Below are 24,874 nucleotides of genomic sequence, written 5' to 3' on the forward strand. Positions count from 1 at the left end.
CAACACCATGAAAACCGCAACCCTCGCCGCCCGCCGTTGGTGGTACATCATGCCCATCGTGTTCATCACCTACAGCCTGGCGTATCTGGATCGCGCCAACTACGGCTTCGCCGCCGCGTCCGGTATGGCCGCCGACCTGATGATCACCCCGGGCCTGTCTTCATTGCTCGGTGCGCTGTTCTTCCTCGGCTACTTTTTCTTCCAGGTGCCGGGTGCGATCTACGCGCAGAAGCACAGCGTGAAGAAGCTGATTTTCTTCAGCCTGATTTTCTGGGGCGGCCTCGCCACCCTGACCGGCGTGGTGTCCAACGCTTACTGGCTGATCGTGATTCGCTTCATGCTCGGCGTGGTCGAAGCGGCGGTGATGCCGGCGATGCTGGTCTACCTGTGCCACTGGTTCACCCGTGCCGAGCGCTCGCGGGCCAACACCTTTCTGATCCTCGGCAACCCGGTAACCATGCTGTGGATGTCGGTGGTTTCGGGCTATCTGGTGCAGCACTTCAGCTGGCGCTGGATGTTCATCATCGAAGGTTTGCCGGCGGTGCTATGGGCTTTTATCTGGTGGAAACTGGCCGATGATCGTCCTGCTCAGGCCAAGTGGCTGAGCGAGCAGGAAAAGCACGACCTGGAAAGCGCCCTTGCCGCCGAACAGGTCGGGATCAAAGCGGTGAAGAACTACGCCGAAGCCTTCCGTTCGCCAAAGGTGATCATTCTGGCGCTGCAGTTTTTCTGCTGGAGCATCGGCGTCTACGGCTTCGTGCTGTGGCTGCCGTCGATCCTCAAGGCCGGCGCGCAAATGGACATGATCGAGGCCGGCTGGCTGTCGGCGCTGCCGTATCTGGCGGCGGTGATTGGCATGCTCGCGGTGTCGTGGGGCTCGGACAAACTGCAGAAGCGCAAACGCTTCGTCTGGCCGCCACTGCTGATCGCCTCCATTGCGTTCTACGGCTCCTACGCCTTGGGCGCGGAACATTTCTGGTGGTCGTACACACTGCTGGTGATCGCCGGTGCCTGCATGTACGCACCTTACGGGCCGTTCTTCGCCATCGTTCCGGAGATCCTGCCGGCCAACGTCGCCGGCGGCGCGATGGCGCTGATCAACAGCATGGGCGCGCTGGGTTCGTTCGGCGGCTCGTACCTGGTCGGCTACCTGAACAGCTCCACCGGTTCGCCCGGTGCTTCGTACCTGCTGATGAGCGGCGCGTTGCTGCTGTCGGTGGTGCTGACGATTTTTCTCAAGCCTGGCGCCAGTGATCGTGTCGTGGCCAAAGCCGTAGTCACGCGTCCCGTGCCGGCGCATTCCTGAAGAGATTTTTGCTCATGAAAAAGCAAGTCGTGCTGTACAAGAAACTCTCGCCGGCGCTGATGTCGCGTCTGCAGCAACAGTGTGAAGTGACGCTGATCGAAAGCCTCGACGCCGACGGCTTGATGAAACTGCGCGACGCCCTGCCCGGCGCGCACGGTTTGCTCGGCGCCAGCCTGAAACTCGATGCCGCGCTGCTCGATCTGGCGCCACAACTTGAGGCGATTGCCAGCGTCTCGGTGGGTGTCGACAACTATGACATCGACTACCTGACCCGGCGCAAGATCCTCCTCAGCAACACCCCGGACGTGCTCACCGAAACCACCGCCGACACCGGTTTCGCCCTGATCCTCGCCACCGCCCGGCGCGTGGTCGAGCTGGCGAATATGGTGCGCAGCGGCCAGTGGCATCGCAACATCGGCCCGACGCATTTCGGCACCGATGTGCACGGCAAGACCCTGGGCATCATCGGCATGGGCCGCATCGGCGAGGCGTTGGCCCAGCGTGGACATTTCGGTTTTGGCATGCCGGTGCTTTACCACAGTCAGTCGCGAAAACCGGCGGTCGAAGCGCGCTTTGACGCGCAGTACCGTAGCCTTGAGGCGCTACTGCAAGAGGCGGATTTCATCTGCCTGACCCTGCCGCTGACCGCGCAGACCGAAGGCCTGATCGGCGCCGAGCAGTTTGCGCTGATGCGCCCCGAGAGCATCTTCGTCAATATCTCGCGGGGCAAAGTGGTGGATGAAGCGGCGCTGATCGACGCGTTGCGCCATCAGCGGATTCGCGCAGCGGGGCTGGATGTGTTCGAGCGTGAACCGCTGAATCATGATTCGCCGTTGTTGCAGCTGAATAATGTGGTGGCGACCCCGCACATGGGTTCGGCGACGCATGAGACGCGGGAGGCGATGGCGCGGTGTGCGGTGGACAATCTGCTGGCGGCTCTGGCTGGGGAGAAGCCGGTGAATCTGGTGAATCCGGCGGCTTGGCAGGGCTGAAAAATGCGCTGAATGGCAGATTGCATTCGCGAGCAAGCCCGCTCCCACAGGGTTCGGTGTGTACAGAATATTTGTGTACAGCCCCATCCACTGTGGGAGCGGGCTTGCTCGCCAAGGCGGACGACCAGTCGACATAGATCTTGAATGACATACCGTTTTCGCGAACAAGCCCCCTCCCACAGGGTTCGGTGTGTACAGAAAATTTGTGTACAGCCCCCATCCACTGTGGGAGCGGGCTTGCTCGCGAAGGCGGACGACCAGTCGACATAAATGTTGAATGACATACTGCATTCGCGAGCAAGCTCGCTCCCACAGGGGATTGGGTGATGCTGGGTAATTGGCGGAAGGCAGCCGGAGTCGAACCTGCCCGGGAACGGATGCCGTCCCCAACCGGGTTTGAAGCCCGGCCGCGCCACCGGGCGCGATTGCCTTCCTGTGAACTCAGGGTGCGTCGGCACTGGCCAGCGCGTTGTCGTGGCGGATCACCCGGGATTCGCCGATGCGCCGGGTCAGGCCGAGGCGGTCGAAGTATTCCAGGTACTGAATACAACGTTTGCGTCCCAAGCCTAGCGCATCCCGGAAGGTTGTCACCTGGATCGACGGATTTTCCTGTTCCAGTTGCAACAGAATGTTGGCCATGCGCCGCAGTTGCCCGTCAGACAGAAACAGATCGCGCACCACTTGGTGCATCAGCCCCAGGCGCGCCAGTTTGCGCAGCAGCAGGCGCACCACGGCATCTTCCGTACCGAGCACTGTGGCGACGTCGCGCACCCACGGCGGATCAAACCCGGCCTGTTCGAACAGCGGTTGCATGCGCTGCCAAAGAGTTTGGTCTTCAGCATTCAAACGCACCTGATGCTCCGGCAGATGCAACCACGGCCCGCTGGCGTTGATCGCCCCGGCGGCGCGCAGTTCTTCCAGCAGGCTGCCAAAGGTCGAGCGCTCCAGCGCCAGACCACTGAAACGTCGCAGGCGATCGCGATCCGGTCCCATCTGGTCCGGTTCCAGCTCGTGCAATTTCGCCAACTGTTCCAACAAGGTGAACTTCAACTGCCCCCAGCGCTGCACGTTGAACAGCACCGGGCCTTGGCGGGTGTCGATCAAGCGCACGTTGGCCGGTAGTGCCCAGTCTTCACGCGGGCGATTGAACTGACGCTCCAACCGCTGCGGATCGAGGCCGCCAGCGCTGTGGTCGAGCAGCAGCGGCAGCGCTTGTTCAAGACTGTCGCTGCCCGCCAGGGCCTGCAGTTGCGCCAGCCGTTCTGGGCTGCGGCGCTGGCGGACCGGGGCGAACGGGTCGAGCACCTGACCGCCACCAAGGGTGCGTTGCGCGCTCTGGTCCCGCAGGATCAAGCGATCACCCTTCACCGCGTGCACCGGGGCGTTGATCAACAGTTGCGCGAACATGCGTTCGCCGGGACGCAAACGCGGGCCTTCGAGCAACGCCACGCGGGCGATGACGTCTTGCGTGCCGAGGTGCACATGCACCGGGTGAAAATGTTCGAACGTGCGCTCGCCGGGCAAAAGTTGAAACTCGATATCGAGCCGTTGCGTCGGCGCGTGCAGCCACTCCGCCAACAGCCATTGGCCGCGATGGATCTGCTCCAGGGTCAATCGATCGCCGCTGATATTCAGTGCCACCCGTTGCCCGGCGAAGGCCTGCTCGGTGGGCTGGTTTTGCGCGTGCAAGCCCCGCACCCGCACCGATTTCCCGGACGGCCCGAGGACCAGTTTGTCCCCGACAGAAACCGTGCCCGACAACGCCGTGCCAGTCACCACAATCCCGGCGCCCGCCACACTGAATGCGCGGTCGATGGCCAGGCGAAAACCACCATCGCGACTGCGCTCATGCACTTCACGTTGAATCTGCAGCAATGTCTGGTGCAGTTCATCGACACCCTGCCCGGTCACGCTCGACACCGTGAGCATCGGCGCGCCGGCAAACGGCCCGGCTTCCAGCAAATCCAGAACCTGGCGCTGCACCTCCTCTACCCTGCCCGCTTCAACCCGATCGCATTTGGTGATCGCCACCAGTGCCCGGGGAATGCCCAGCAACTGGACAATCGCCAGATGCTCGCGGGTCTGCGGCATCACCCCGTCATCCGCCGCCACCACCAGCAACACCAGATCAATGCCCTGCGCGCCGGCGAGCATGTTGTGGGTGAATTTCTCGTGGCCCGGCACATCGATGAACCCGGTCAGCCCGGCACCGGGTTCCAGCTCCGCGTAGAGATAACCGAGGTCGATGGTCATGCCGCGTTCGCGCTCCTGCGGGCGGCGGTCGCCGGTTTGGCCGGTCAGGGCTTGCAACAGCGAGGTCTTGCCGTGGTCGATGTGCCCGGCGGTGCCGACGATCACGACTCGACCTGCAACTGTGGCAACTGCGCCAGCCACGCCGGCTCATCGTCGAGCTGCCGCGGATCGAGCCACAGCGCATCGTCGTCAATGCGCCCGAGCACCGGGATCGGCAACTGGCGCAATGCCGCTTCCAGATTCAGCAGACAACGCCCGCGCATGCGTTTCGACACCTGCGGGCGCAGACACAGCGCCGCACTCGGCAACCGCGCCACCGGTTGGCTGCCGCTGCCGATCATGCCCAAGGCCTGCACGGCGCTGACTTGCCAGGGTTCGCCCAAGGCTTCAGCCATCGCTGGTTGCAAACGGCAAGCTTGGGCGAGGATGTCGGCTTGCGGGCGAGTCAGCAGGCGCAAACTCGGCAGACGTTCGGCGAGACGATCCGGATCGCGATACAGGCCCAGCACTGCCTCCAGCGCCGCCAGGGTCAACTTGTCGACCCGCAAGGCGCGCTTCAACGGATTCTTCTTGATCTTCGCGATCAAGTCTTTGCGCCCGACAATCAACCCGGCCTGCGGCCCACCGAGCAATTTGTCGCCGCTGAAGGTGACGATGTCCGCGCCATCAAGCAGCGCCTGTCTTACCGTCGGTTCCGCTGGCAGCCCCCAACGGGTCAAGTCCAGCAGACTGCCGCTGCCCAGATCCTCCAGCAGCGGCAAGCCGTGCCGATGGGCCAACTCGGCCAGTTCGGCGGTGGGCACCCGGGCGGTAAAGCCTTCGATGCTGTAGTTGCTCGCATGCACGCGCATGATCAAGCCGCTGCGTGGGCTGATCGCCGCTTCGTAGTCGCGGGCGTGGGTGCGGTTGGTGGTGCCGACTTCGTGCAGGCGCACGCCAGCGCGGGCCATGATGTCGGGAATGCGGAACGCGCCGCCGATCTCGATCAGCTCGCCACGGGAAATGATGCCTTCCTTGCGCGCACCAAGGCTGTTGAGGGTCAGGAGCACCGCAGCGGCATTATTGTTGACCACGGTGACGGCTTCAGCGCCGGTCAGTTCGCGGATCAGGCCTTCGATCAGGTCATCGCGATCACCGCGTTTGCCACTGACCAGATCGAATTCCAGATTCAGCGGATAACGCGCGGCCATCTGCACCGCGTCGATGGCTTCGTCCGGCAGCAAGGCGCGGCCCAGATTGGTGTGCAGCACCGTGCCGGTCAGGTTGAACACCCGCCGCACGTTGCTGCGCTGTTGCTGCGCCAGACGCTCGCCGACGCGGCCGGCGAGCACTTCGGGGCTGATTTCGACGGCTGACAATTGGCCGTTCAACACACTGAAACGCAACTCATCAAGCAACTGCCGCAAGCCGCTCAGCAACGCCTCACGACCATAACGCTCGGCCAGCGGCAGACAGGCCGGGTGACGCAACAAACCATCAATGGAAGGCAACCGCAGGGCAACACTCGAAGACATCAGCCACTCCCGAAAACAAGACTCTCCGGCATGACCTGACGCAACGCGTCTAAATACAGCACACCGGCCCCCAATTGTGGGAGCGGGCTTGCTCGCGAAGGGGTCGTGTCATTCAGAACATTTGTGGCTGACACGCCGCATTCGCGAGCAAGCCCGCTCCCACAAGTGCTTTTAGAGTGTAGACGCTCTGGTCATTCGTCTCCCGGCGCCAGCAACAGATTCGGTGCCAGACGCTGAAAACCGTCCTGCGCCAGACGCATGTCGAGCAGCAGGCTGGTAAGGTCAGCCGACAGCGCTTCGCCTTCGGCATCGTTCTCCAGGTACACCAGTTTCAGATAACTATTGCAGCCCGGACAGACCTCTGCCCGAATCGGCGCCTGATTGGCCGCATGCCGATCATCCTCAAGACTCAGGTAATCCAGGCCTTTGCTCGACTCGCAATACACGCACTTGACCCGCACCACATGCCATTCGCACGCACACAGCGAACACACCAGATAGCGCAGACCGTTGTGTTTGCCGCGATGGCGGATCACCCCGGCCATCGCTGGCGAACCGCAACCCGGGCACTGGCTGAGGCTGTCGCCGGGTTTCAGTTGCAGGTTCGGGGCGCTGAGCAGCCAATGGCTCCACGCCGCTTGCAGCCCGGCGCCGAGAAACGGCACCAACTGCGCCGGCACCATCGAATATTGACCGCTGACCAACGCCACCGCCCACGCACGCAACTGACCGGCACCGGCGCCGCGCAGTGTGGCGAGCGCTTCGACTACGGCGGGTTGATCGGGCGCCACATAACGTTGCAATAAAGCACCCAGATAAGCCTGCCAGCCCTCTTCGCGCACCAATGTGTCGGCAGCGAACGGCGGCAAGCCATGTTGCTGACAGGCTTCGATCCTTTGCTGATCAAATGGTGCCGTCAGCGGTGGATCGTCGAAAACCTGCTGTTGAGCCCGGCACAATCCGGCGATCAGACGCAGGTAATCGGCCAGCGGATGCCCGTGAGCCAATTGCTCCAGACGCTGGGCGCGCAAGGTGAAGAGGTCGTTCGGTGGCAGGTGCAGAAACGGCGGCGAGCTGGCCGCCGCTTCGATTTCCCCGGGTTCAAGAATGGTTGCCAAAGGTCAGCCCTTTTTGGTGATCGGTCGCTCCGGCACGTCCGGATTGCGTTCATCGCGGGTGATCTCGCGATACCAGAGTTCGTGGTGTTTCCTCGCCCAGGCGCGGCTGACCCAGCCATGCAGCATCGCGTCCACCGAGCCCTTGATCCACAGGCCCGCGTAGATGTGAATGATGATGCTCAGCACCAGAATGAACCCGGCCAGCGCATGCAACAGCATCGCCCAGCGAATCACGGTGATGCCGAAATACGCACTGAACCAGGCGCGCCAGATCACCAGCCCGGTAAACAGCAACCCGAGCATGCACAGCAGTAAAGTCCAGAACAGCAGCTTTTGCCCAGCGTTGTACTTGCCCACTGGCGGTACGCTTTCTTCGTCGTTGACCAACACCCGATCGATGCGGCGCATCCACTTGCCGTCGTTGCTTATGAAGAAGTTGGCGCGCCAGAAACTCAGCACCAGACCGAGGAACAACACGAACATCGCTATTCCCATGTACGGATGCAGAATCCGCGTCCACGGCCCGCCGCCGAACAGATGGGTCAGCCAGAACATCGACGGATGAAACAACGCCAGTCCCGACAGCCCGGCCATGAAGAACAGAATCGCCACCAGCCAGTGATTGGTGCGCTGGTTGGCGGTGTAGCGCAGGATCGTTTTGTTGCTCATGGCCGGTCCTCCCCGCGTGGATCGAAGGTATGCACCGCCGGATCGACGACATGCACCGAAGTATCCGGCGGCGTCGGATGTTCATCTTCCTCGACGCGATTCGGCCCGATACGCACGTAATGGAAGAACCCGGCCAGCACCGCCGCGCCCATCGCCAGCAAGCCCAAGGGTTTGCTGATGCCTTTCCACAAGCCCACCAGCGGACTGATGGCCGGCGCATCCGGCAATCCGGCGTAGATCTTCGGCGTGTCGGCGTGGTGCAACACGTACATCACGTGGGTGCCGCCGACGCCTTCCGGGTCGTACAGCCCGGCGTTGTCGAAGCCACGGCTTTTCAGATCGACGATGCGTTCGGCGGCGTGTTCCTTCATATCTTCCTTGGTGCCGAAGACGATGGCGCCGGTCGGACATGTTTTCACGCAGGCCGGCTCCAGCCCTACCGCGACGCGGTCGGAACACAAGGTGCATTTGTAGGCCTTGTGATCCTTCTGCGAGATGCGCGGAATGTTGAACGGGCAACCGGTGATGCAGTAACCGCAGCCGATGCAGTGATCCTGATCGAAATCGACGATACCGTTGGCGTGCTTGATGATCGCGCCGGGACTTGGGCAGGCCGCCAGGCAACCCGGCTCGGCGCAATGCATGCAGCCGTCCTTGCGGATCAGCCACTCGAGGTTACCGGCGTCGGTTTCGTGTTCGGTGAAGCGCATCAAGGTCCAGGTTTCTGCGCTCAGATCCTGCGGGTTGTCGTAGGTGCCGTGGTTGTGGCCGACCTCGTCGCGCAGCTCGTTCCATTCCGAGCAGGCGACCTGGCAGGCCTTGCAGCCAATGCATTTGGTGGTGTCGATCAGCTTGGCCACCGCCTCCTGATTCCTCACCGAGGGCGGCACCGTGGTGGTGGCCGAGCGGGCAATGATGTCTTGGCTGGCCATTTACAGTTTCTCCACGTTGACCAGGAATGACTTGGATTCCGGGGTCTGTGTGTTGCCATCGCCGAGGAACGGCACCAGGGTGTTGGTCAGGTAACCGTGGCGTGTCTGACCGGTGAATCCCCAGTGCAGCGGGATGCCGATCTGATGCACCACCTGGCCGTTGACCTGCAGCGGCCGGATGCGTTTGGTCACCACCGCCACCGCCTCGATGAACCCGCGCTTGCAGCTGACCCGCACCCGATCTCCCGCCGCAATGCCTTTCTCCTTCGCCAACACTTCGCCGATCTCGACGAACTGCTCGGGCTGGGCAATCGCATTCAACTTGCAATGCTTGCTCCAGAAGTGGAAGTGCTCGGTCAACCGGTAACTGGTGCCGGCGTACGGGAAGTCCTTGGCTTCGCCGAGGCTTTCCCAGACCGAATCGAAGATCCGCGCCGCCGGATTGCTGATGGCTTTCTTGTTTTGCGGGTGCAGCGGGTTGATGCCGATCGGCGTTTCGAACGGCTCGTAGTGCTCGGGGAATGGCCCTTCGTTCATTTTGTCGACGGCGAAGAACCGCGCCACGCCTTCCGGGTTCATGATGAACGGGTTCATCCCGGCTTCCGGCGGCACATCGGCCTTGTAGTCCGGCACATCGGTGCCGCCCCAGGCCTTGCCGTTCCACCATACGAGGCGCTTTTTCGGATCCCACGGTTTGCCGGCGACGTCCGCCGAAGCGCGGTTGTAGAGGATCCGCCGGTTGGCCGGCCACGCCCAGGCCCAGCCCTGATGCTGATGCATGCCATACGGGTCGGCATTGTCACGTCGGGCCATCTGGTTACCGGCCTCGGTCCAGCTGCCGGCGAAGATCCAGCAACCGGACGCGGTGCTGCCGTCGTCCTTGAGCAAGCCGAACCCGGCCAGTTGCGAGCCAGCCTTGACCGCCACGCCGCTGGCATCGGTGAAGTCGACCATGGCGCTGCCGTTGATCTCCTTGGCCAACTCCTCCGGCGAAGGCTCATCCGGGATCTTGTACGGCCACGACAGGTTCAGCAGCGGATCGGGGAATTTGCCGCCCTCGGCCTGATAGCGCTTGCGCAGGCGCAGGAACAGTTCGCTCATGATGCGAATGTCCGTCTGCGCTTCGCCGGGGCCGTCGGCGCCTTTCCAGTGCCATTGCAGCCAGCGACTGCTGTTGACCAGCGAGCCGTCCTCCTCGGCAAAGCAAGTGGTCGGCAGGCGAATCACTTCGGTCTGGATCTCGGCGCTTTTCACGTCGTTGTACGGCCCGACGTTTTGCCAGAACTCCGAAGTTTCGGTGGCCAGCGGATCCATCACCACCAGCCACTTGAGCTTGGCCAGCGCGCCCATCACCCGGTTTTTGTCCGGCAGCGCAGCGATCGGATTGAAGCCTTGGCAGAAGTAGCCGTTGACCTTGCCCTGGCTCATCAGGTCGAACATCTTCAGAACGTCGTAGTTCGGGATATCCAGTTTCGGCAGGTAATCGTAATTCCAGTTGTTCTCCAGCGTGGCGTTGGCTCCGTACCACGACTTCATCAGGCTGACGTGGAACTTGCTGTAGTTCTGCCAGTAGGACAGTTGCCCCGGACGCAATGGCACTTGTGTGCGTTTTTTGATGAACGCGGGGTAGTCCTGCTCAGCGTCGCTGCCCAAAGTCAGATAGCCCGGCAACGCGTTGGACAACAACCCGAGATCAGTCAGGCCCTGAATGTTCGAGTGCCCACGCAAGGCATTGACCCCGCCGCCCGGCATGCCGACGTTGCCCAGCAGCAGTTGCACCATCGCCGCACTGCGGATGATCTGCGCGCCGATCGAATGTTGCGTCCAGCCGAGGGCATAGAGAATGGTCATGGTCTTGCCGGGCGTTGAGCACGTGGCAATCTCATCCCAGATTTTCTGCATGGCATCGACCGGCATCCCACAGATCTGGCTCGCCAGATCAATGTTGTAGCGGCTGTAATGCTGCTTCATCAATTGATAGACGCAGCGCGGATCCTGCAGGGTCGGGTCGACCTTGACGAAGCCGTCCTCGCCCAGCTCGTAACCCCAGCCGGACTTGTCGGTGTAGCTGCGTTTGGCCGCGTCATAGCCGCTGAAGATGCCGTCCTCAAAGCCATAGCCGGCTTTGACGATGAACGAGACGTCGGTGTAGTTGCGCACGTATTCGTGCTGGATCTTGTCCTGAGTCAGCAGGTAATTGATCAGCCCGCCCATGAAGGCGATGTCGGTACCGGTGCGGATCGGCGCGTAATAGTCGGCCACCGAAGCGGTCCGGGTAAAACGCGGGTCGACCACGATCAGCCGGGCAGCGTTATGCGCCTTGGCCTCGGTCACCCATTTGAAGCCGCACGGATGCGCTTCTGCAGCGTTGCCACCCATCACCAGGATCAGATTCGCATTGGCGATATCGGTCCATGTATTGGTCATGGCACCACGGCCGTACGTCGGGGCAAGACTTGCCACCGTCGGGCCGTGTCAGACACGCGCCTGGTTATCGAACCCCAGCATGCCGAGACTGCGAATCACCTTCTGGGTGATGTAGCCGGCTTCGTTGGACGCGGCCGACGCGGCGAGGAACCCGGTGGTCAGCCAACGATTCACCGTTTGCCCGCTGTCGTTCTTCTCGATGAAGTTGGCGTCACGGTCGGCCTTCATCAGGTCGGCGATGCGATCCAGCGCCTCGTCCCAACTGATGCGGGTCCATTCGCTGCTGCCGGGTTTGCGCGTTTGCGGATACTGCAAGCGGCCCGGGCTGTGAATGAAGTCCAGCAGGCCCGCGCCTTTTGGACACAGGGTGCCGCGGTTGACCGGGTGGTCGGCGTCGCCCTCGATGTGAATGATATTTTGCGCGACGTTCTTCGAGGTATCGCCCTGGCTGTACATGATCAACCCGCAACCGACCGAGCAATACGGGCAGGTGTTGCGGGTTTCATGGGTGTGGGCAAGCTTGAAGTGGCGCACCTGCTCGGCGAAGGCCTGCGTCGGGGCCATGCCCAACGCGCCCAGGCTAGAGCCTGCAAGGCCGATACCGGCGACCTTGAAGAATTGACGACGGCTGAGATCCATCGTGCACTCCTGATCAGGTGGAACCCGGTACTTGAGCCGGGCTTTTTCTGGACAAACACGGTTACGGCAGAATGCCTGCCGGCTTTTTCACTGTAGACAATGACCACACACTCTGTGTGAAAACCGACCGTCGGCGACAATCGGTCATGTCCTGGAAAACCTGTGGGAGCGAGCCTGCTCGCGAAGAGGCCCTGTCAGTTGAGACAAATATTGACTGAAACACCGCCTTCGCGAGCAGGCTCGCTCCCACAGGTTTTGTGTATCCCCCAAGTGTCATGGGTTTATCATGACGCCCATGAACAACCCGCCTTCACGAGACCGCGCATGACTTTCGATTTTGATCAGCTATTCGACCGCCACAACACCGGCAGCACCAAGTGGAGCCGCTACCCGGTCGATGTGTTGCCGATGTGGGTCGCTGATATGGATTTCGCCGCGCCGCCGGTGATCATCGAGGCATTGCAGCAACGCCTTTTGCACCCGCTGGTGGGTTACAGCGTGGCGCAGGACAACCTGCGTGAAGCCATCGTCGCCGACCTGTTGAACAAGTTTGCCTGGAAGGTCAAACCGCAGGAGCTGATCTTCCTGCCGGGCGTTGAATCGGGTTTCAACATGGCTTTGAAAGCGCTGGTGCAGCCGCAGCAGAATGTTGTGGTGCAGGTGCCGAACTATCCGCCGCTGCGGCATGCACCGGGGCATTGGGGGCTGAACAAGGTCGAGCTGGAATTCGTCGTCCAGGCCGATGGCACTTATGCCACGCCGCTGGAGACCCTGCGCGAGTCGCTGAACGGTGGCGGCGCCCTGCTCCTGAGCAACCCGCACAACCCGATCGGCAAGGTGTTTGGCCGTGAAGAACTGCAAGCCGTGGCCGACATCTGTGCGGCACAGGACGCCTGGATCATCTCCGACGAGATCCACGCCGAGCTGTGCTTCGACGGCCGCGTGCACATTCCGACCGCCTCCCTGAGCCCGGAAATCGCCAAACGTACGATCACCCTGATGTCGGCGAGCAAGGCCTACAACATCGCCGGTCTCAAGACCTCGTTCATGATCATCCAGGACGCCGCCCTGCGCGAGCGCGTCAACCACGCCCGTTGCGGCATGGTCGACAGCGTCAACCCGCTGGGCATGGAAGCCACCCGCGTCGCCTACAGCGAAGGGGCGCCGTGGCTGGCCGAACTGAAAACCTATCTGCAGGCCAACCGCGACTGGCTGGTGGATGCGGTGCGCAGCCGCTTGCCGGGCGTGACGATCAATGTGCCGCAGGGAACCTATCTGGCGTGGCTCGATTGCTCGGCGCTGGACCTGGACAATCCGCAGCAGTTCTTCCTTGAGCAGGCCAAAGTTGGTCTGAGCGCGGGGCTGGATTTCGGCGATCAGCACCAACAATTCGTGCGCCTGAACTTCGGCTGCCCGCGGTCGTTGCTCGAAGAAGGCATCAGCCGCATGGAGCGTGCCCTGACTAACCGCAATATCTGAAAACACAGATGATCCTCTGTGGGAGCGGGCTTGCTCGCGAAGGCGGAGTGTCAGCCGACATCAATGTTGACTGAACCACCCCATTCGCGAGCAAGCCCGCTCCCACAGGGTTTTGCATTGTCATCGCCAGAAAATCCAGCGCAAATCCGATCGAACTCACGGCAAACCGTCCGGGTCAACCACCCATACCTGCCCTGAGAACCTCGGAGATTTGTGATGACCGACTACCCAAAACCACCCTTCCCCGCACAAGCCCAAGCCGTCCCCGGTGCGCAAAGCAAAATGCAGCCTTACCCTGATTGTGGCGAGCAAAGCTACGTCGGCTCCGGGCGGCTGGCCGGCAAGATTGCGCTGATCACCGGTGCCGACAGCGGCATTGGCCGTGCAGTGGCGATTGCCTTTGCCCGCGAAGGCGCAGATGTGGTGGTGGCCTATCTCAATGAACATGACGACGCCAAAGAGACCGCGCGCTGGGTCGAACAGGCGGGCCGTCAGTGCCTGCTGCTGTCCGGCGACCTCGCGCACAAGGCCCACTGCCAGGAACTGGTGGACAAGACGGTCGAACGCTTCGGGCGCATCGACATTCTGGTCAACAACGCCGCGTTCCAGATGACCCACGAAACCTTCGAAGAAATCCCCGACGACGAATGGGTGATGACCTTCGACGTCAACATCACCGCGATTTTCCGGTTGTGCCAGGCAGCGATCAAACACATGCGTCCCGGTGCCTCGATCATCAACACCAGCTCGGTCAACTCGGACATGCCCAAACCGACCCTGCTGGCCTACGCCACCACCAAGGGTGCGATCGCCAACTTCACCGGCGGACTGGCGCAGATCCTCGGGCCGAAAGAGATCCGCGTGAACTGCGTGGCCCCAGGGCCGATCTGGACGCCGCTGATCGTCTCGACCATGCCCGATGAGGAAGTGCAGAACTTCGGCGGCAACACCCCGCTCGGCCGCCCGGGGCAACCGGTAGAAGTGGCGCCGATTTACGTGCTGCTGGCCTCCGATGAAGCCAGTTACATCACCGGGCAGCGCTATGGCGTAACCGGCGGCAAGCCGATGCTCTGAGCGGCGCGAGAAAAACTGAACCTGGCGGCATGACGTCCCTCCATACCTTTAAGAGCCCCAACCGGTCCGCAGGATCAGGAGGTCGTCATGTCCGCCCCGCTCATCAAACTCTTCACCCAGCCCAACTTCGTCTGGACTGACATCCGGCGCGAAGAAGAGGCCCATCCCCGTCACTACCTGGCGCATCTGCTGCTGTTGGCGCTGATTCCCGCCGTGTGCCTGTTCCTCGGTACCACCTATGTCGGCTGGAGTCTGGCAGCCGGCGAGACCGTTCGCTTGAGCACGGCCAGTGCACTGCAACTGAGCATTCTGCTGTATGTGGCGATTGTGGCCGGGGTCGCGATCATCGGCGGGTTCATCCGCTGGATGTCACGGACGTTCGACGCACGCCCCACGCTTAACCAGTGCATCGGCTTTGCCGCCTATACCGTGACGCCGTTCTTCGTCGCGGGGATCGCCGGCCTCTATCCGAGCCGCTGGCTGGCGATTCTGGTGCTGGGTGCCGCGTCGGTGTATTCGACGTTCCTGCTGTTCGTCGGCCTGCCGACGTTCATGCATGAGCGTAAAGAACAGGGCCTGCTGTACTCGGCCTGCGTCTGGGGCGTCGGCCTGCTGGTGATGGTGACCATTCTGGTGTCGATGATTCTGCTGTGGTTCAACGTGCTCTCGCCCGAGTACCTGCGAACTACCGTTGGTTAACCCGGTGCCAACGCTGTCGTCGATGGACGACCGGACATGAGCTTTGTCGTGTGGGTCGCGGTGCTGGGCGCCGTGTTGCTGACCCTCGCGCTGACCTCGTCATACCTGCGCTGGATGCCGGTCACCACTTCGGCGGTGTGCCTGCTGCTGGGGATCGGCATCGGCCCCAGCGGTCTGGATCTGCTGAAGCTGTCACTGGAAAACGCCTCGGTGTGGATGGAACACCTCACGGAAGTGGCGGTGCTGTTTTCACTGTTCGTCTGCGGGCTGAAGTTGCGTCTGCCACTGCGCGACAAGCGTTGGCGGATTGCCTTCGGGCTGGCCGGCCCGGTAATGGTCTTGACCATCGCCGGGGTCAGCGTATTGCTGCACTGGGGCCTGCAACTGTCGTGGGGGCCGTCGCTGCTGATTGGGGCGATGCTGGCACCGACCGACCCGGTACTGGCCGCGCTGGTGCAGGTCAACGATGCGCGGGATGTCGACAGCGTGCGCTTTGGCCTTTCCGGAGAAGCCGGGCTCAATGACGGCATCGCGTTCCCGTTCGTGATTCTCGGCTTGCTGCTGTTGCAGGCCGACGCGCAACCCGGCGCTTTGACGGATTGGGTGCTGCACGGTCTGCTCTGGGCGGTGCCGGTGGGTTTGCTGACCGGTTACTGGATGGGTCGCGGCATCGGTCGGTTGACCCTGTCGCTGCGCATCCGCAACGACGACAGCACCCTGAGCCCGAACGACTATCTGGCGCTGTCGCTGATTGCCTTGGCCTATGTCGGCGCGGATGCGATTGGCGGTTACGGTTTTCTGTCGGTATTCGCCGCCGGCCTCGGCTTGCGCCAGGAAGAAGTCAAATCCACCGGCGCCAGCCAGCCGCCGGCCGAACATCTGGTGCAACCGGTGGTGGGCCATCAGAACATCGAACCGCAGGACGCGGTGCACGGTGATACCGAACGACTGGAAAGCAGCCAGGTCGCCGCCGGCATCATGATGGGCGACATGCTCTCGTTCGGCGGTCTGGTGGAACGGGCCATGGAAGTGTTTCTGGTGACTCTGCTCGGCGTGGTGCTGGTACCGCATTGGGACTGGCGCGCACTGGTCATCGGCGCGGTCCTGTTCTGCGTAGTGCGTCCGCTCTGCGTCGCGCTGATGCCGTGGGGCTCCTTGCTCGACGGTGGTCAGCGCCTGTTGATCGGCTGGTTTGGCATTCGCGGGATCGGCAGCCTGTTCTATCTGTTTTATGCCTTGAACCACGGGCTGAGTCCTTCAGTTGCGACGTTGTGCACCAACATCACCCTGTCAGTGGTGGCATTGAGCATTTTGCTACATGGCATTAGCACCCAGCCGCTGCTGGCCCGCTACGAACAACGGCAAAAACGAAAAAACTGATTTTTCAGACGGGAATCACTTGGGTAATTCATCGAAGTTTTTTCTGAAAATAAATGGATCCCTCGACCAAAGCGGACAGTCACAAGCATAACCCCTCGCTGGAAGCACTCGGCGGGGTCCGGCAGGTTCGGTTCCCCTGCGGCTTGCAGCCCATGAAAAGGAATCTTTGGATAACAAGGTCACGGTCATGAAAGAATGCTCGACTCCTGCACAAATCAAGGCTTGCAGGGCTTTGGCCCTGGAACGCAATCGTCAATTGTTCGAAGACGCCCACGCCCTCAACCGAGCGGCTTACGAGCTGCTGGAAGCGGACAATCTGGACCTCGAACAGTTTGAGCACTATCGAGCACTGCGCCGCAAAGCCGATGCGAAGTTCGAGGAAGCCATCGATCACCTGTGTGTCCTCAACGAAGACTTCCCGCCGATTCCGATGTCGCCGCATCATTCTCAGGAACTGCGTCGGCAGCTTGAAACCGTCGAATAAAGCGCGCAAGAAAAAGCCCGGCAGCGATGTCCGGGCTTTTTCTTTGGGCGGCGTTCAGCCCCCGGGATTGGTTACCTGAATGAACACCGCGTAAGCCCCGAGCAGGATCCAGAACGTAGCGAAAATCCAGGGCGTGCGCACCGAAAACAACAGCGACTTGCGATAGCCCTTGTGGCTCGACTCCATCTCGCTGAACAGCGGCGACTCGTCGTAAGCCATGCCCATGATCGGCTCGCTGCGCAACAACTCGCTCTGCTTGTAGTGCCAGTGATCGATGATGTCGTACGCCGCACGAATCCCCGGCCAGGCGTTGAGCGAACTGAGTAGCCCAAGCAGTGCGAGAAACGGCGGCACCACCAGCGTGAACAGCTTGCCCCACTCAGGGTTGAGGTTGGCCATGCACGAAGCAAAGGCAATCACCAGAAACGACTGCGCCGCCAGATAGGCATCGGTGCGATTGGCGAGGATGCTGGTTTCGTACTGGATTTCCTTGCGATAGAAATCCAGCCGTTCCTTGGGTGAGCCGAACATCTTGGCGTCATGTTCGGTCAAGTGTTCTTCAGCGGTGGGCTGGGTCAGTATGCGAGGCAAGGGACGCGCACTCCGTGGCAGGGAAACCTTTTAGAAGGCCCTCGCCACGGACAAGTTCAGGCGGATTCACTTCATCGACTGCGCGATGATTTCCACCAGGTTGAGCTGGGTGAACGGCTTGGGCAAACGCGGCAATTGCGCGGCAAAGCCTTCCAGGCGTTCAGCGTAACCAGTGGCCAGAATGATCGGCAGATCCGGCTTGAGCAGACGCACCGCATGCGCCAGTTGTGCGCCGCTCATCTGCGGCATGGCCATATCGGTGATCATCAGATCAATCACTTCACCCTGCTCAAACAACGTCAGCGCCCTGGCACCGGATGTCGCGCTGATCACCCGATGACCAAGGTCTTCGAGCAGCAGCGTGGTGCTGGTCAGCACCAGCGAATCGTCATCTACCACCAGCACGCTAAGGCGTGGCACCAACACCGGTTTGACCGCCGGGTAGAGGTATTTAGCTGTCTCCCCGGCCAGCGCCACCGGTATCCACATTTCAGCGCGGGTGCCATGGCCTTTTTCGCTCTTGAGAATGAAACGGCCACCCAGTTGCTCGATAAAGCCATGCACCATCGACAATCCCAGGCCGGTGCCCTTGCCCACGCCCTTGGTGGTGAAAAACGGATCCCTTGCCGAACCCAGCGTGGTTTCGTCCATGCCTTCACCCGTGTCGATCACGCTCAGGCACACATAGCGCCCCGCCGCCATTGACGAATGGCTTTGCTCAAGCACGACTTCCGGCTGCGCGGTAATGCACAGGCTGCCACCGTCGACCATGGCGTCGCGGGCGTTGGTCGCCAGATTGAGCAGCGCCAGCTCCAGTTGGTTGCTGTCGGCCAGCACCGGTTGCAGATCCTCGGGAAAGCGCGTCTCGATGCGGATCCCGGGGCCTATCGAGCTGCGCAGCAGCCCGCTGATACCTTGCACCAGTTGCGGGATATCGACCGGCTCGGTCTTGAGTTCCTGACGGCGAGCGAAGGCCAGCATGCGTTGGGTCAGCGATACGCCACGCAATGCACCCTGCGTGGCGTTTTCCAGCAGACGACTGTTTTTCGGATCGTCACCGATGCGCTTTTGCAGAATCTCCAGATTACCCAGAATCACCGTCAGCAGATTGTTGAAGTCATGGGCGATGCCGCCGCTGAGCTGACCGATGGCCTGCATCTTCTGCGCCTGGAACAGCGCTTCACGGGTTTTTTCCAGCGCCACTTGCGACTCATGGGCTTCGGTGACATCGCGGGTGATCTTGGCAAACCCGAGCAGCGTACCGGTTTCGCCGCGAATGGCATCGACCACCACGTGGGCCAGAAACCGCGTGCCATCCTTGCGCATGCGCCAGCTTTTGTTCTCGAAACGGCCCTCGCGGGTGGCAATCTCCAGCGCCCGTTGCGGTTCGCCGGCCAGACGGTCTTCGGGGGTGTAGAAAACCGAAAAATGCTGGCCGATGATTTCTTCCGGCTGGTACCCCTTGATCCGTTGGGCGCCCTGATTCCAGTTGCTCACGCGACCTTCGGGGCTGAGCATGTAGATCGCATAATCGGTGACCCCCTGCACCAGCAGGCGAAACTGTTGCTCGCTTTGCTTGAGGGTTTCCTCGGCCATCTTGCGATCAGTGAGGTCGCGGGTGATCTTGGCGTAGCCGAGCAGTTTGCCGTTGGGATCGATGATCGGATCGATGACCACGTGACACCAGAAGCTGGTGCCATCCTTGCGCACCCGCCAGCCCTCGCCTTCGAAGCGTCCTTCGCGCAGAGCCGTGTCGAGCGCGCGTTGCGGCAGGCCCGCCACACGATCATCGGCGGTATAGAAACGCGAGAAATGCTCGCCGAGAATCTCCGCCTCTTCGTAGCCCTTGAAGCGTTTCGCGCCGGAGTTCCAGCTGGTGATGATGCCGTCTGGATCGATCATGTAAATCGCATAATCGACCACCGCATCGATCAGCAGACGGAAACGCATCTCCTCGATCGCGGCAGTTTTGCTCGGGTTGTCACTCATCAGGTTCACCGCTGGTTTTCATTAGCACAAGTATGCGGCAATCCGGCGCCATGGGAAGGTGCAAACGCGCTTCTAATTACCGCCACCGCAATGATGCTCAACGATTGGCGTATTTGATAATGCGTGAGTACAAAGCGTTGTAAACAAATGCCGGGATCTGGTCGGCGTACTGAGCGGTTTTTTGCAGGGCCAGATGACACTCCTTGATCATCTCGTCGCGCTCGGCAAGGCTATTGATGGTGTTGCTCGCAATGCTTTCGTAGCTGGCGTAGTCGTACCCTTGTCCGGTCGATGTCAACTCCAGCGTGCCTTGCGTGTTCCGCTTACAGGTACTGTGCCCGCGCAACGCCCTGTCTTTCAAGACGCCCAGCCCACGCTCGTAAAGGAATATCTGCGAACCCTCGACGGTTTTTGCAGCGGATTCAAGTTGAAAGATCACTGCGTGCGAGTTGTTCAAACTGGTTTTCAGATCAGAGGACCTGACAAACCGTTCCAGCTCCGATTTTTCCAGGCTTCTCAACCCGCGTTTGACGTTAGACAGAAAGGCGAAGGCATGACCACAGGCAACAATATGGATTTCCAGCTGGTAGCCGTTGGTCGCAGCCGCCGTTGGCAGCGCAGCAAAATCGATGCTATCGAAGGCGCACTCCATGATGATGTCGAGTTTGCGCCGGAATGCTTCCTCGAAAATCCTCGCACACACTGCTCTCACAAAGGCTTCGGTGTGTTCATAGGCGTGCAGTTTGCCGAGCTCGACCATTTGCCTGTATTGCGGATGCTCTTCGCGATACTCGGGTTTGTACAGGCGCACATAGTTATCGTATCGACCCGAAGTCAGCAGGCTTTTCTCCAAAAGATAGGTTTTGCCTGACGCTTGTACACCTGCGGTAATCAGCATCCGGGGAATGGTTTCGGCGGTTTTCCCGGCGAACAGAGTGGCGCTGATTTTGTTGAAGGCTGTGTTGATGTCGGCGGCGGTGTAGGTATAAGCGGTAGTCGCGTTCATGTCTTGATGTCCTTATCAAGTGTCGATGGCAGATACTCTGCCCTCTCAATAAAGCCTGATTGCAGACGATATGCAAAAAGCACTTCAAGACAGAATATGTCGCTGTTTTTTAAAGGATATTTTCCTACACCAGAACAGCAAACGCTGACGTCTGGTGAGCGCCTGACGGACAGAAAAATGCCGCTTCACCCTGCCGAAATCGGGACGTTTTCGCCCGCATTGAGCGACCACCAGCGCGGCAACAGTTGCTGAATACGCGGTTCGGCGAAGCGGTCATCGATCAGCATCACCACGCCACGATCCTCGCGGGTGCGGATCACTCGCCCGGCAGCCTGCACCACTTTCTGCACACCCGGATACAGATAGGTGTAGTCGTAGCCGGCGCCGAAAATCGCCGCCATGCGCCGTTTCAACTGCTCGTTGACCGGGTTGAGCTGGGCCAGCCCCAGGGTCGCAATGAACGCGCCGATCAGCCGTGCTCCGGGCAGGTCGATGCCCTCGCCGAACGCACCGCCCAACACGGCGAAGCCGATGCCCTGGCTGTCGGCGGTGAACTGGTCGAGAAAGGCCTGCCGTTGCCCTTCGGCCATGCCCCGGGATTGCTGCCACAGATTGATCTGCGGATGGCGTTCGGCGAGCAGCGTCAGCACTTGTTGCAGGTAATCGAAGCTGCTGAAGAACGCCAGGTAATTGCCCGGGCGCTCGCTGAACTGGCGGGCGATCAGCTCGACGATCGGTTCCAGCGACGCCTGCCGATGATTGAAGCGCGTCGAAATGCGGCTGACGATCTGCACCTGCAACTGTTCGGCGCTGAAGGGTGATTCGACGTCTATGCATACCGTGTCGGCGGGCGTGCCGAGCAGATCGGCGTAATAGCGTCGCGGGCTCAGCGTCGCCGAGAACAACACGCTGCTGCGCGCCGCTTTCAGGCGCGGGCCGATGAACGCCGCCGGCACCACGTTGCGCAGGCACAACTGCGACAGCGGCCGCTTGCGCTCAAGGTCGCGCTTGCTGATGTCGAACAGGTAATGCTCGTCGAACAACTCCGCCACCCGGCCGAACTGCAGCATGTCGAAGTAGAAGGTTTGCAGTGCGCTGTCGAGTCCCTGCGGATGGTCGTTGAGGTAATCACCAATCGCCGCGCTGCACAGGGACACCGCTTGCAGCAGTTTCTCCGGGGCCTTGTCGTAGGCTTGATATGGTGCCAGTTGCGGCTGATGCAGCGCGTTCCACTCACGGTTGACCCGTTGCAGGGATTTTTTCAGCACTTCGGGCGCAGTCTTGCGCACACTGGCCAGCGCGGCCTGATCGAGACTGGCGCTGTACATCGAGCGCCCACGTTCGACCAGGTTGTGCGCTTCATCGGCCAGCACCGCGACTTTCCACTGATTGAGCTGGGCCAGACCGAACAGCAGCGCGCTGAAATCGAAGTAATAGTTGTAGTCCGCCACCACCACGTCGGCCCAGCGGGCCATTTCCTGGCTCAAGTAATACGGGCACACCGTGTGCTGACGGGCCTCTTCGCGCATCGCCGCTTGATCGAGCAGATTGATCCGGCTGGCCGCTTGGCGGGCGGCGGGCAGGCGATCATAGAAGCCCTGGGCCAACGGGCAGGATTCACCGTGACAGGCTTTGTCCGGGTGTTCGCAGGCCTTGTCGCGGGCGACCATCTCCAGCACCCGCAGCGGCAGGTTTTGCGATTGATCGAATAGCACCTGACTGGCATCCAGCGCCAGCTTGCGCCCCGGGGTCTTGGCGGTCAGGAAGAACACCTTGTCCAGTTGCTGCGGCGCCAAAGCCTTGAGCATCGGGAACAGCGTGCCGAGGGTCTTACCGATCCCGGTGGGCGCCTGGGCCATCAGGCAGCGACCGGTGCTGACCGCTTTGAACACCGATTCGGCCAGATGCCGTTGGCCGGGGCGAAAGTCGGCGTGGGGAAAGCTCAATTGCTGCGCGGCCAGATTGCGCGCCTCGCGGTGGGCCATTTCCTGCTCGGCCCAGTCCAGGAACAACCGGCATTGTTGTTCGAAAAAGGCCTGCAAGGCGGGTGCATTGAAGGACTCGACCAGACAGGTTTCCTTTTCGCTGACGATGTCGAAATACACCAGTGCCAGATTGATCTGCTCAAGTTCAAGCTTGCGGCACATCAGCCAGCCGTAGATCTTCGCCTGCGCCCAATGCAGCTGCCGATGGTTGGCCGGTTGCTTGCTCAGGTCACCGCGATAGGTTTTGACTTCTTCCAGACAGTTCTGCGCCGGGTCGTAGCCGTCCGCCCTGCCCCTGACTTTCAATTGCAGAAACTCGCCTTCCAGTGCCACTTCGCTCTGGTATTTGTCGCTGCGCCGCGAGGCCACAGTGCGGTGACCGAGCATACCTTCGAGGGCTGTCGGCGATGGGGTAAACCGCAGGTCGAGGTCGCCGGTCTTGGCGGTGAACTCGCACAGCGCACGCACCGCAATGCTGTAGCTCAAGCGCTCTGCTCCGCCCATTGCACGTAGCACACGGCGACCGGCATCTGGTGTTGGTGGCAGAACTCCAGCCAGCGCAGCTGGTTGTCCTGCAAGCGGTCACCGGGGCCTTTGACTTCGATCATCCGGTAGGTCTTGTGCTGCGGCCAGAACTGGATCAGATCGGGCATACCGGCGCGGTTGGCCTTGATGTCGAGCAGCAGCCGATTGAACCAGTGCTTGAGGTGTTCGGCCGGCAAGCACGCCAACGCCTGTTCCAGCAATTGCTCGTTCAACGCGCCCCAGAACACGAACGGTGACTGCACGCCCCATTTGGCGGTGAAGCGCTCACGAATGGTCTCGGTGTAACGGCCGTCGTCGAGTTGGTCGAGACAGGCCTGGAACAGTTCGGCCCGGCGTTGCTGAAAGTCTTCGTTGAGCAGGTCCACCGGCCCGCGCTGGAACGGATGAAAGAACGCCCCCGGCAACGGCGCAAAAATCGCCGGCCAGCACAACAGGCCGAACAGCGAGTTGATCAGGCTGTTCTCGACGTAATGCACCGGGCCGCTGTCTTCGTGCAGATGCGCCTGCACGTAGAACTCCACCGACAATCCCGGATCAGTGCGCGGCAGTTGCAGATCAAGGCGCTCGACCGGGCGTGGCGTTGCCCGTTTGAGCGGTGGCCCGCCGAGTTTGCGTCGCAGCCGTGGCAGCATCCGTTGCAGGCTCTGCTGTTCGGCGGCGCTTTCCGGCGCCTGTTCGGCGAGGCTGGCGAGCTCCAGCGCCAGTGCGTATTCGCCGCAGCGCTCCAGCACGCGAATCATTCGCTGACGGGCACCGGGGTAGGCACAGTTGCGGTAAATACTCAGGGCCAGGGCAAACTCGGCGATGCGCTCGCAATACTGGCCGATCTGGAACAGCACCTTGCCGCGCCGCCGTTGCAGCCACGGGTTGTCGAAACGCAACGCGCTGACCTGCTCGACGATGATCTCCAACGGCTCACCGGCCTCGAAGCGTTGCTGGCACTGATGCAGGAACAGACAGGCGTCAACGTCTTCACGGCTGCGCAGGCCACGGGAGTCAGCGCAGAACTCGACTTTTTCGTAGGTAAAGATCCCGAGGTCGGCGAGGACGAATTCCGACCAGTCCTGATACAGGTTGCCGAAGAACATCAGACGCAGGCGGTCGCACAGGTCCATGATGGTCAGGCTGAGCAAGCAGTCGCCGAGCGTCGGCGCCCAATCACAGAGGCTGCGCGACTCGCTGAATTGCTCGGCGAGCACCGGCAGCCAGTCGTCCTTGCGGCCCTTGGGGTGCTCGATAAAGCTGCCGAACGCCTGCAGCAGTTCAGCCTTGAGCAACACGTCGAACACTTCGGGCACGCTCAACAGAGCCTGATCGTCGAGCCAGCCGTGACTGAGCAACGGCTGCGCGGCAGCGCTGATGTCCCCGATTTCCGGGTAATTGAGTTTGCCGAGGCGGAAATGCACGCCCTTGCGCATTATCATGCGCACCAGCAAACCCTGCGAAGTGCGTGGCAAGGCCTTGAAGTGGCGGATAAAGCCGTGCTCGGATTCGCTCATCACATCGGCATAGCGAAGCTCAAGCCAATCAAGCACTTGCCGGAAGTTGTTGAGGTAATAAAACGGATCGTCGAGCGGGTTGGCAGTCACGGGAATTCAGGGCCATGGCGAGCGAATACTGGTTATGCGTACAGATACCAGCTCTGCCCTGTCTCCTGCAAACGGAAAAAGATCAGTGGCAGCGGCAATCGGGATTTTTTCAGGGTGCCATCGAACTTTTCCCGGTTCGACGGCACCAACCGCGTTAGAGACCGGATACGGTCAATTGATATGGAATGAGGTATTTGAGGTG

The 24,874-nt window shown here is 61.2% G+C and carries 17 protein-coding genes, 1 tRNA gene and 1 pseudogene; 7 read left to right on the plus strand and 12 right to left on the minus strand.

The features are described from left to right. Positions 1 to 7: 7 nt before the first annotated feature. Positions 8 to 1,299 (plus strand): annotated as a pseudogene (locus AC1RBR_RS13565) (MFS transporter); the annotation flags it as partial. A gap of 21 nt (positions 1,300 to 1,320) precedes the next feature. Further along, positions 1,321 to 2,298, plus strand: a complete 978-nt coding sequence (locus AC1RBR_RS13570) for a 2-hydroxyacid dehydrogenase (RefSeq protein WP_492567236.1) — start codon at positions 1,321 to 1,323, stop codon at positions 2,296 to 2,298. Positions 2,299 to 2,636: 338 nt separating this feature from the next. On the opposite strand, the gene AC1RBR_RS13575 is transcribed toward AC1RBR_RS13570, so the two are convergent. The 7 genes from AC1RBR_RS13575 to fdnG all read right to left on the minus strand — a co-directional run bounded on the left by AC1RBR_RS13575 (position 2,637) and on the right by fdnG (position 11,850). Further along, positions 2,637 to 2,732, minus strand: a tRNA-Sec gene (locus AC1RBR_RS13575). A 7-nt stretch (positions 2,733 to 2,739) separates the two neighbouring features. Continuing rightward, positions 2,740 to 4,656 carry a selenocysteine-specific translation elongation factor gene (gene selB, locus AC1RBR_RS13580; protein WP_492567237.1) on the minus strand — a complete coding sequence of 639 codons (1,917 nt, stop codon included), beginning with the start codon at positions 4,654 to 4,656 and terminating at the stop codon, positions 2,740 to 2,742. Next, positions 4,653 to 6,065, minus strand: coding sequence for an L-seryl-tRNA(Sec) selenium transferase (gene selA / locus AC1RBR_RS13585; protein ID WP_492564927.1), 1,413 nt, complete (start codon positions 6,063 to 6,065; stop codon positions 4,653 to 4,655). Before selA ends, selB begins: the two co-directional genes overlap by 4 nt. Before the next feature lie 191 nt (positions 6,066 to 6,256). Then, on the minus strand, positions 6,257 to 7,183 hold the full coding sequence (gene fdhE, locus AC1RBR_RS13590) for a formate dehydrogenase accessory protein FdhE (RefSeq protein WP_492564929.1): 927 nt from the start codon (positions 7,181 to 7,183) through the stop codon (positions 6,257 to 6,259). A gap of 3 nt (positions 7,184 to 7,186) precedes the next feature. Beyond that, positions 7,187 to 7,852 carry a formate dehydrogenase subunit gamma gene (locus tag AC1RBR_RS13595; protein WP_492564930.1) on the minus strand — a complete coding sequence of 222 codons (666 nt, stop codon included), beginning with the start codon at positions 7,850 to 7,852 and terminating at the stop codon, positions 7,187 to 7,189. Beyond that, the gene (gene fdxH / locus AC1RBR_RS13600; protein WP_253151609.1) at positions 7,849 to 8,784 is read right to left on the minus strand and encodes a formate dehydrogenase subunit beta; all 936 of its coding nucleotides are present in this window, start codon (positions 8,782 to 8,784) and stop codon (positions 7,849 to 7,851) included. Before fdxH ends, AC1RBR_RS13595 begins: the two co-directional genes overlap by 4 nt. Further along, entirely contained in the window at positions 8,785 to 11,850 is a 3,066-nt protein-coding gene (gene fdnG, locus AC1RBR_RS13605) for a formate dehydrogenase-N subunit alpha (protein ID WP_492564933.1), read from the minus strand. A gap of 324 nt (positions 11,851 to 12,174) precedes the next feature. Here fdnG and AC1RBR_RS13610 point away from each other — a divergent pair, with 324 nt between their 5' ends. The 5 genes from AC1RBR_RS13610 to AC1RBR_RS13630 all read left to right on the plus strand — a co-directional run bounded on the left by AC1RBR_RS13610 (position 12,175) and on the right by AC1RBR_RS13630 (position 16,966). Further along, complete coding sequence (locus AC1RBR_RS13610) at positions 12,175 to 13,329, plus strand: MalY/PatB family protein (protein ID WP_492564934.1); 1,155 nt, start codon at positions 12,175 to 12,177, stop codon at positions 13,327 to 13,329. A gap of 216 nt (positions 13,330 to 13,545) precedes the next feature. Then, complete coding sequence (locus tag AC1RBR_RS13615; RefSeq protein WP_166495796.1) at positions 13,546 to 14,403, plus strand: glucose 1-dehydrogenase; 858 nt, start codon at positions 13,546 to 13,548, stop codon at positions 14,401 to 14,403. A gap of 87 nt (positions 14,404 to 14,490) precedes the next feature. Continuing rightward, positions 14,491 to 15,102 (plus strand): Yip1 family protein, encoded by a 612-nt coding sequence (locus AC1RBR_RS13620; RefSeq protein ID WP_095135946.1) that lies wholly within the window; start codon positions 14,491 to 14,493, stop codon positions 15,100 to 15,102. Positions 15,103 to 15,138: 36 nt separating this feature from the next. Then, entirely contained in the window at positions 15,139 to 16,482 is a 1,344-nt protein-coding gene (locus tag AC1RBR_RS13625; RefSeq protein WP_204894604.1) for a cation:proton antiporter, read from the plus strand. Positions 16,483 to 16,669: 187 nt separating this feature from the next. Continuing rightward, the gene (locus AC1RBR_RS13630) at positions 16,670 to 16,966 is read left to right on the plus strand and encodes a hypothetical protein (protein WP_007967009.1); all 297 of its coding nucleotides are present in this window, start codon (positions 16,670 to 16,672) and stop codon (positions 16,964 to 16,966) included. A 54-nt stretch (positions 16,967 to 17,020) separates the two neighbouring features. Here the strand turns inward: AC1RBR_RS13630 and AC1RBR_RS13635 are convergent, their stop codons facing one another. From AC1RBR_RS13635 to AC1RBR_RS13655, 5 genes are all read right to left on the minus strand, one after another. Then, the gene (locus AC1RBR_RS13635) at positions 17,021 to 17,557 is read right to left on the minus strand and encodes a hypothetical protein (RefSeq protein ID WP_003224989.1); all 537 of its coding nucleotides are present in this window, start codon (positions 17,555 to 17,557) and stop codon (positions 17,021 to 17,023) included. Between the two features lie 66 nt (positions 17,558 to 17,623). Further along, positions 17,624 to 19,546 (minus strand): hybrid sensor histidine kinase/response regulator, encoded by a 1,923-nt coding sequence (locus AC1RBR_RS13640; protein ID WP_492564939.1) that lies wholly within the window; start codon positions 19,544 to 19,546, stop codon positions 17,624 to 17,626. Between the two features lie 97 nt (positions 19,547 to 19,643). Then, positions 19,644 to 20,552 (minus strand): zeta toxin family protein, encoded by a 909-nt coding sequence (locus AC1RBR_RS13645; RefSeq protein ID WP_027612793.1) that lies wholly within the window; start codon positions 20,550 to 20,552, stop codon positions 19,644 to 19,646. Positions 20,553 to 20,737: 185 nt separating this feature from the next. After that, positions 20,738 to 23,023 (minus strand): ATP-dependent DNA helicase, encoded by a 2,286-nt coding sequence (locus tag AC1RBR_RS13650; RefSeq protein ID WP_492564941.1) that lies wholly within the window; start codon positions 23,021 to 23,023, stop codon positions 20,738 to 20,740. Further along, positions 23,020 to 24,672, minus strand: coding sequence for a VRR-NUC domain-containing protein (locus AC1RBR_RS13655; RefSeq protein ID WP_492564943.1), 1,653 nt, complete (start codon positions 24,670 to 24,672; stop codon positions 23,020 to 23,022). Before AC1RBR_RS13655 ends, AC1RBR_RS13650 begins: the two co-directional genes overlap by 4 nt. Between the last annotated feature and the right edge of the window lie 202 nt (positions 24,673 to 24,874).

Source organism: Pseudomonas sp. GW823-FHT01D03 (assembly GCF_058798255.1).

Excerpts from the sequence above, each read along its gene's own strand:
- AC1RBR_RS13570 (WP_492567236.1), top strand. The coding sequence starts at position 1,321 with ATGAAAAAGCAAGTCGTGCTGTACAAGAAACTCTCGCCGGCGCTGATG.
- selA (WP_492564927.1), bottom strand. The coding sequence starts at position 6,065 with ATGTCTTCGAGTGTTGCCCTGCGGTTGCCTTCCATTGATGGTTTGTTG.
- AC1RBR_RS13595 (WP_492564930.1), bottom strand. The coding sequence starts at position 7,852 with ATGAGCAACAAAACGATCCTGCGCTACACCGCCAACCAGCGCACCAAT.
- fdxH (WP_253151609.1), bottom strand. The coding sequence starts at position 8,784 with ATGGCCAGCCAAGACATCATTGCCCGCTCGGCCACCACCACGGTGCCG.
- AC1RBR_RS13610 (WP_492564934.1), top strand. The coding sequence starts at position 12,175 with ATGACTTTCGATTTTGATCAGCTATTCGACCGCCACAACACCGGCAGC.
- AC1RBR_RS13615 (WP_166495796.1), top strand. The coding sequence starts at position 13,546 with ATGACCGACTACCCAAAACCACCCTTCCCCGCACAAGCCCAAGCCGTC.
- AC1RBR_RS13620 (WP_095135946.1), top strand. The coding sequence starts at position 14,491 with ATGTCCGCCCCGCTCATCAAACTCTTCACCCAGCCCAACTTCGTCTGG.
- AC1RBR_RS13625 (WP_204894604.1), top strand. The coding sequence starts at position 15,139 with ATGAGCTTTGTCGTGTGGGTCGCGGTGCTGGGCGCCGTGTTGCTGACC.
- AC1RBR_RS13630 (WP_007967009.1), top strand. The coding sequence starts at position 16,670 with ATGAAAGAATGCTCGACTCCTGCACAAATCAAGGCTTGCAGGGCTTTG.
- AC1RBR_RS13640 (WP_492564939.1), bottom strand. The coding sequence starts at position 19,546 with ATGAGTGACAACCCGAGCAAAACTGCCGCGATCGAGGAGATGCGTTTC.
- AC1RBR_RS13645 (WP_027612793.1), bottom strand. The coding sequence starts at position 20,552 with ATGAACGCGACTACCGCTTATACCTACACCGCCGCCGACATCAACACA.